Source organism: Paenibacillus sp. AR247, assembly GCF_002968895.1.
Classification (GTDB): Bacteria; Bacillota; Bacilli; order Paenibacillales; family Paenibacillaceae; genus Paenibacillus_AQ; species Paenibacillus_AQ favisporus.
In genome coordinates, this window is sequence record NZ_PCZT01000023.1 from 5,064 (window position 1) to 12,169 (window position 7,106).

The 7,106-nt window shown below is 51.0% G+C and carries 7 protein-coding genes; 1 reads left to right on the forward strand and 6 read right to left on the reverse strand.

The features are described from left to right. The coding region (locus CPT76_RS29025) for a DNA gyrase subunit A (protein WP_308737686.1) at positions 1-764 on the reverse strand (764 nt) is incomplete at its 3' end. A 578-nt stretch (positions 765-1,342) separates the two neighbouring features. Here CPT76_RS29025 and CPT76_RS29030 point away from each other — a divergent pair. Then, positions 1,343-1,984, forward strand: coding sequence for a YheC/YheD family protein (locus tag CPT76_RS29030; protein WP_258168900.1), 642 nt, complete (start codon positions 1,343-1,345; stop codon positions 1,982-1,984). A 227-nt stretch (positions 1,985-2,211) separates the two neighbouring features. On the opposite strand, the gene gyrB is transcribed toward CPT76_RS29030, so the two are convergent. From gyrB to dnaN, 5 genes are all read right to left on the reverse strand, one after another. After that, a complete protein-coding gene (gene gyrB / locus CPT76_RS29035; RefSeq protein WP_105445358.1) occupies positions 2,212-4,122 on the reverse strand; it encodes a DNA topoisomerase (ATP-hydrolyzing) subunit B in 1,911 nt (636 codons plus the stop codon). Between the two features lie 64 nt (positions 4,123-4,186). After that, positions 4,187-4,438: an extracellular matrix regulator RemB gene (remB, locus tag CPT76_RS29040; protein WP_076172512.1), complete on the reverse strand. Its 252-nt coding sequence runs from the start codon at positions 4,436-4,438 to the stop codon at positions 4,187-4,189. A gap of 16 nt (positions 4,439-4,454) precedes the next feature. Then, positions 4,455-5,537, reverse strand: coding sequence for a DNA replication/repair protein RecF (gene recF / locus CPT76_RS29045; protein WP_105445359.1), 1,083 nt, complete (start codon positions 5,535-5,537; stop codon positions 4,455-4,457). A 56-nt stretch (positions 5,538-5,593) separates the two neighbouring features. Next, positions 5,594-5,812: a S4 domain-containing protein YaaA gene (gene yaaA / locus CPT76_RS29050; RefSeq protein ID WP_076172508.1), complete on the reverse strand. Its 219-nt coding sequence runs from the start codon at positions 5,810-5,812 to the stop codon at positions 5,594-5,596. Between the two features lie 32 nt (positions 5,813-5,844). Continuing rightward, positions 5,845-6,987 carry a DNA polymerase III subunit beta gene (dnaN, locus tag CPT76_RS29055; protein ID WP_105445360.1) on the reverse strand — a complete coding sequence of 381 codons (1,143 nt, stop codon included), beginning with the start codon at positions 6,985-6,987 and terminating at the stop codon, positions 5,845-5,847. Positions 6,988-7,106 lie beyond the last annotated feature (119 nt).

Consider the following 7,106-nt stretch of genomic DNA (forward strand, 5'->3'; position numbering starts at 1 on the left):
TTATTGTTGACTTCTTCAATCTCGGCTTTGGCCCGCATCGTGACGGATCCACGGCCAGTCTCATATGCCTGACGGATTCCCTGCCGACCTAAAATGAAGCCCCGGGTTGGGAAGTCAGGACCCTTGATATATTCCATCAATTCCAGTGACGTAATGTCGGGGTTCTTGATGAGCGCCTGCACGCCATCAATCACTTCACCCAAGTTATGCGGTGGAATATTGGTGGCCATGCCGACCGCGATTCCCGATACCCCATTGACCAGCAGGTTCGGATAACGTGCCGGAAGCACAACCGGCTCCAGTTCCTCGCCATCATAGTTTTCGGTAAAATCAATTGTCTCTTTGTTGATATCGCGCAGCATCTCGATGGCGATCTTGGAAAGACGAGCCTCGGTGTAACGCATGGCGGCTGCAAAGTCACCGTCAACGGAACCAAAGTTTCCATGGCCTTCAACAAGCATATAACGCATCGAAAAATCCTGTGCCATACGAACCATGGTCTCGTATACAGCCGAGTCACCATGCGGGTGATACTTACCGATGACCTCACCCACGATTCTCGCCGATTTCTTAAATGGTTTATCTGGATACATACCGAGCTCCGACATCGCGTACAGGATACGCCGGTGAACCGGCTTCATCCCGTCCCGCACATCCGGCAAAGCCCGGGAAACAATGACGCTCATCGCATAATCCATAAAGGATTCGCGCATTTCGTCGCGTATGTCCCGATCTTTGATTTGCGAGCCTCTTTCTTCCGCCATGGTGGACCTCCTCCAATTTCTATCAAACCACTAACATGTCTTTTCAGACGATTCATTTAGTACAGCAAATAAAAAATCAATATATGAGGAAAAACGTCTATCGACGTACAGTCTTTGCAGGCTGGGCCTAGCGCCCGTACTTCCGCAAAAGCTCCCATAACTTTCAGGCTTATGCAAAGCCTGTTAAAGTTCAATTCCTTCTTGCCCGAGCGAAACGAAAAGCGCATAACCGCAGGGCAGAAAAGGTGAAATCAACGGACGAGAATCCGCAAACCCACCAACCTTTATTATATTACTTTCACAAAAAGAGCACAATTAAACGTTTGAGCGCCACCAGCTCCGCAGCTGCCCAAGTTCCGTTTCTCTAGGGATTCGCCCGGCCTTCTGTGCCTTTTCCACATATACTGGTAGGGCAATAGGGACGCCTAGTGCTGTTTTGAGCAAACAAAACACCACATCTTTATATTATACCATTGTTTTGCTTGCTTGTCCTATGTTTTACGCCTGTGAACCGCGGAGAAGAAGCTCCGGCCGACAAGCACATAACAAGGCCAATCACGTAGAAAGGATGATATTTCTTGGCGATTCAACGTGTTGCAAGCAAATGGGCGAAAACCCAGGTCCTTTTACAGAATCAACAGGTATCTCCTTACATTCCCTTAACGCAAAAATATACACGCGCTACGCTGGGTAATATGCTTGAAAACACACCTCTTGTATACATTAAGCCGGACCGCGGCACATACGGCAACGGGGTCATGAACGTACAGCGGCACGGTGAACCTGACGCTCCAGCTGGCGAGCAGCCCGCCGAGGGCTCTCCCCACACTGGAGTGGAATATACCTTGCGCTACGGCATACGCTCCGAGACGTACGCGAACCTTGATGCGCTGCATCAGGCCATACACAGGCACACAAGAGGAAAGTTTTATATTATTCAGCAGGGAATCGTGACTTTGAAGTATGAGGAGCGCCAGTTTGATCTGAGAATCCTGACCCAGAGAACACCATACCGCAATTGGGAAACGACAGGGATCATCGGCCGGGTGGCCGCTAAGGACATGATCATCACGAACTACCACGGTGGAGGTTCCGTACGACTGCTGAACGAACTGCTCGAGGGGAACGTAAGCCCTGAAGAAGCCCCTCACTTGGAACGAAAGCTGTATGAGCTGGGTGTAGCCACTGCACAGCAGCTGCAGACCGGATCCTTGAAGTGAATACGCTCCCGGCCATCTTTCCGTTTAAAAAGTTCTTCAAGGATAAAAGCATTTACCGCCGCATAGAACGGTATGCGATCAACTATGGGAGGCTCCCCGGCAGAAGTAAACGGAGAGGCAGCTATTAACAAAACAAGAGAAGCTCCGGTTCCGGAAACTTCTCTTGTTTTGTCTGTCTATATCAATCTTGGGCTGGACTCACCAACAAGTTAAGGTGGGCTTCAAGCTTAAATGTCCAGATTTTTAACTGTTTTTGCGTGTTCGTGAATAAAATCACGCCGCGGTTCAACGCTGTCACCCATTAGGGTGTCGAAAATAAGGTCTGCCTGCATGGCGTCTTCAATCGTCACCTGCAGCATGGTGCGGCTCTCCGGATCCATGGTTGTCTCCCACAGCTGCTCCGGATTCATCTCTCCCAGACCTTTATACCGCTGGATATTAATTTTGGATCCCTCTCCGAACTCAGCGATGATTTCATCGCGCTCCTTCTCGGAACCGGCATAACGGACCGTCTTGTTGCGCTCAATTTTGAAGAGCGGCGGCTGCGCGATGTATACGTATCCCGCTTCCAGCAGCTGGCGCATGTACCGGTAGAAGAAGGTCAGCAGCAGCGTGCGAATGTGCGCGCCGTCGACATCGGCGTCGGTCATGATAATGAGCTTGTGATACCGAGCTTTGCTGATGTCGAAGTCTTCGTCGCCAATGCCCGTACCCATCGCCGTTACGATCGCCCGGATCTCCAAATTAGACAAAATGCGGTCAAGACGCGCCTTCTCAACGTTCAGGATTTTACCGCGGATTGGCAAAATCGCTTGGAAATGCCGGTCGCGTCCCTGCTTGGCGGATCCGCCGGCAGAGTCCCCTTCGACGATGTACAGCTCGCAAATGGACGCATCCTTCGAGGAGCAGTCCGCCAGCTTGCCGGGAAGGGCGCTGACTTCAAGCGCACTCTTGCGGCGCGTCAACTCACGGGCTTTACGTGCAGCTTCGCGCGCACGGGATGCCTGCAGCGCCTTTTCCAAGATCCGCCGGGATACGGCAGGATTCTCTTCCAGGAACTCGGACAGCTTCTCGGAGAAGAGCGATTCCACGATGCCGCGGACTTCACTGTTGCCGAGTTTGGTTTTCGTCTGGCCTTCGAACTGCGGCTCCGGAATTTTGACCGAAATAATGGCTGTCAGGCCCTCGCGCACATCGTCGCCGGACAGATTGGAGCCGTCTTTGACGAGGCCGCTCTTGCGGCAATATTCGTTAATAATCCGGGTCAAGGCGCTCTTGAAGCCGGATTCGTGGGTTCCGCCCTCATGCGTATTGATATTGTTCGCAAAAGAATAAATGTTCTCGGTGTAGCTCTCATTGTACTGCAGCGCGATCTCCGCCTGAATGTTGTCCCGCGAGCCCTCTACATAGATCGGCTGTTCGTGAAGCACTTCCTTTTTCTCATTCAGGAACTTGACGTATTCGATAATACCGCCCTCGTACTTGAAGTAGTTGGAAGCCCCCGTGCGCTCATCGGTCAGCGTCAAAGCAATGCCTTTGTTCAAAAAGGCCAGCTCACGAATCCGCGTCAGGAGAGTATTATAGTCATACTCTGTTGTCTCCGTGAAAATTTCCGGATCCGGCAGGAAGGTAACGGTCGTACCGTGCTCGTCGGTATCCCCGATGACTTTGACGTCATACTGGGGCACGCCGCGATGGTATTCCTGCTGATAGATATGCCCATTCAACCTAACTTGGACAACGACCTTGGAGGACAGTGCGTTAACAACGGATACGCCCACGCCGTGCAGACCGCCGGATACCTTATATCCCCCGCCGCCGAACTTACCTCCGGCATGAAGCACGGTCATGACGACCTCAAGGGTCGACTTTTTCAATTTCTCGTTCTCACCAACCGGAATACCGCGCCCGTTGTCGACAACCGTGATGCTGTTATCCTTGTGGACAATGACTTCGATATGGTCGCATACGCCCGCCATCGCCTCGTCGATACTGTTGTCCACCACTTCCCAGACCAGGTGATGGAGTCCTTTGACGCTGGTCGATCCGATATACATGCCCGGCCGTTTGCGGACGGCTTCCAGACCCTCCAGAACCTGAATCTGACTCTCATCATATTGCGGTTGATTCATAGACATGCCTGTCACCTACTTCTATATATTCTACGTTTGCTGATTGGAGTGTACCTGCGTTCACAGTGTCCTAAGCGTTGGCGAAGAAGACATTCGCCCGCTTCTTAAGCGTGGATGAGGAAATTGGAGAGTAATAGACGGTGCTCTTCGTCACGACGATGGATTTGGCTTCCTCTTCGCCAATGTACTCCACGTTCTTTTCCTGCCGGGCATGGCTTACAAACTGCTTGGATATTTTGGAGGATTTCTCGATCGAAATGTCAAAGATCGCAACCAGCTCTGCAGAACGGATGATTTTTTCACCGCCCAGATGGATATACATAACCATTCCCCATTCCTTAAGAGTTGACCTGTCCCGCATGAACATGATAGATGTTCGCGTTCTTCAGTTTATCGGCATTCAAACTTTCAATTCCCGTAAAAGTCTCAATCAATTGCGTTTGCCGGTAAGGATCAAGCTCGGACAGCACATCATCCAGCAAGAGCACCGGATACTCTCCGATCTCCTCCTGGATCAGTTCGATTTCAGCCAGTTTAAGAGACAGAGCGGTCGTTCTCTGCTGTCCCTGTGAACCGTACGTATGAACTTCCTTGCCGTTAATGAAAAAGGCCATGTCGTCGCGGTGAGGCCCGGCAAGGGTCATCCCGCGGCGCACTTCTTGATCCTTCACTTGTGATAACTTTAACATAAATTGTTCAAAAAGATAAGCTTCATCTTCCTCCTCGGCGTCGCCAAACGACGGCTGATAGACAAGCTTCAGCGATTCCCCGCCGCTTGTGATGCCTTGGTGGATCGTTTCCGCCCACTTCTGCAGCTTTATTATGAATTGTTTCCTCTTTTTGATGATTTTAACACCGTGCTCCACGAGCTGCTGATCCCAGATTTCCAGCATGCCCGGCTTCACGCTGTCTTTCCCCCACATCTGTTTCAACAGGTTGTTCCGCTGGTTAAGAACTTTCTGGTACTGCTGCAAATGATAGAGATATCCCGGTTGGACCTGGCCGATCTCCATATCAAGGAACCGCCGGCGGATGCCCGGTGTGCCTTTCACAATTTCCAAATCTTCCGGGGCAAACATCACCACGTTCAGCGCACCGATAAAATCGCTCAGCTTCCGCTGCTCGAGTCCGTTAATCTTCGCCTTCTTCCCCTGTGGGGACATCGTCAAATCGAGGGTAAGCGGACCGTACTTCTTATCCACAACCGCGGACAGATGCGCGCTTCCTCCTTCAAACGAAATCAGCTCCCGATCTTTGGAGGTCCGGTGACTTTTAGTTAATGCCAACACAAAAATAGCCTCCAGCAAATTGGTTTTGCCTTGGGCATTTTGTCCGATCAGCAGATTTACGTCTCCAAAAGAATCCAGCTGCAGCTTCTCGTAGTTGCGATAATGCTGCAGACTGATATTTTTAACAAACACGCCTTATCCTCCCCATCTTCGCCGGCCGCCGCCGACAGCAGCGGCCTGGGGGCACTTTATGCCTCTTGTGCTACCACAAATTCGCCGCAGTCCGTCACTTTGACCTGATCGCCCGGATACAGCTTCCGCCCCCGGCGGTCTTCCGGCTCCCCGTTCACGGTCACCATGTTCTCCGCCAGCAGGGCTTTGGCCATCCCCCCTGTGGATACGCAGTTGGCGAGCTTCAGAAATTGATCAAGCTTAATATATTCACTGTGGATAACTATTTTGTTCATCAGGAATCCTTTCGCTGTGGACAAGTTTTGCTTTAGTTGGTGGTCCGGTACGGAAGAATAACGTACAGGCTTTGGCTGTCATCCACCGGCTTCAGAATGATCGGGCTCATGATGCCGGTAAAAGCAATTTTGAGCTGCTCGCTTTCCACCACTTTCAGCACGTCCAGCATATATTTCGAGTTAAACGAGATTTTCAGAGGTTCCCCTTTAAAATCAATCACGTCCAGCTCTTCGCGCACTTTACCGAGTTCCGACGAGCTGGAAGAAATTTCGATACCGCCATGCTCCATCGTCTGCAGGCGTACGATATTCGTCTTCTCCTCTCTGGAGAGCAAATAAGCGCGGTCGATCGACTCGCTTAATTTTTTTGTGTCCAAAACCAGTTCTGTTTTGTAGTTTGTCGGAATAATCCTAGAAGTATCCGGATAAATGCCGTCCAGGATGCGGGAATAGAACAGGACCCGGTCGATCTTGAACAGCACCTGGTTGTCGGCCACGACGATATCGACCAGCGTATTCTGGTCGGGAATGATTTTGCTGAGTTCGTTCAGCGTCTTACCGGCAATAACAACATTATGAAACTTCACTTCGTCGGCCCCTTCCAAATGAGCGGAGCGGGTGGCCAGGCGGTGTCGGTCGGTAGCGGTAAACTTCAGCTCGTTTTGATCCAGGTTCCACAGAACCCCCGTCAGGATCGGTGTCGTCTCATGCGTGGAAATGGAAAAACCGGTTTGGCGGATCATGTTTTTGAGCAGCGCTCCCGGCAGGGAAACCGTTTGGTTTCCCTCGATATCAGGCAGCACCGGGAATTCTTCCGGATCCAGTCCGACCATCTGAATTTCGGTGGCTCCCGAGGAGATAAAGGTTTGGAACTGGTCTTTGACCTCCATTTGAATTTCCTGAGAAGGCAGCTTCTTGATAATTTCCACGAAGAATTTGGCTGGCAGCACGACGCTGCCCGGTTGTTCGACCGTGACGATAGTGCGTTCGCTATCTTCCACCGGAATAAAGGATTGAATGGAAATATCGGTGTCGCTGGCTGTGAGGGTAACTCCCGAATGATTCACGTCCAGCTTGATGCCGGACAAGATCGGAATGGTGGTTCGGCTTGATATCGCCTTGGATACGTGCTGGATGGATTCGTTAAGAACGTTTTTAAGGATGCTGATTTTCATAGTTTCACTCCTAGCAGGAAATTCGGATTGCAAGACTACTCCGGTATGCCGGCTGCGTGCAGCCTATTATGAATATTATTTTATTTAAATAATATAGTAATAGCAGTAGGCGCACTGAA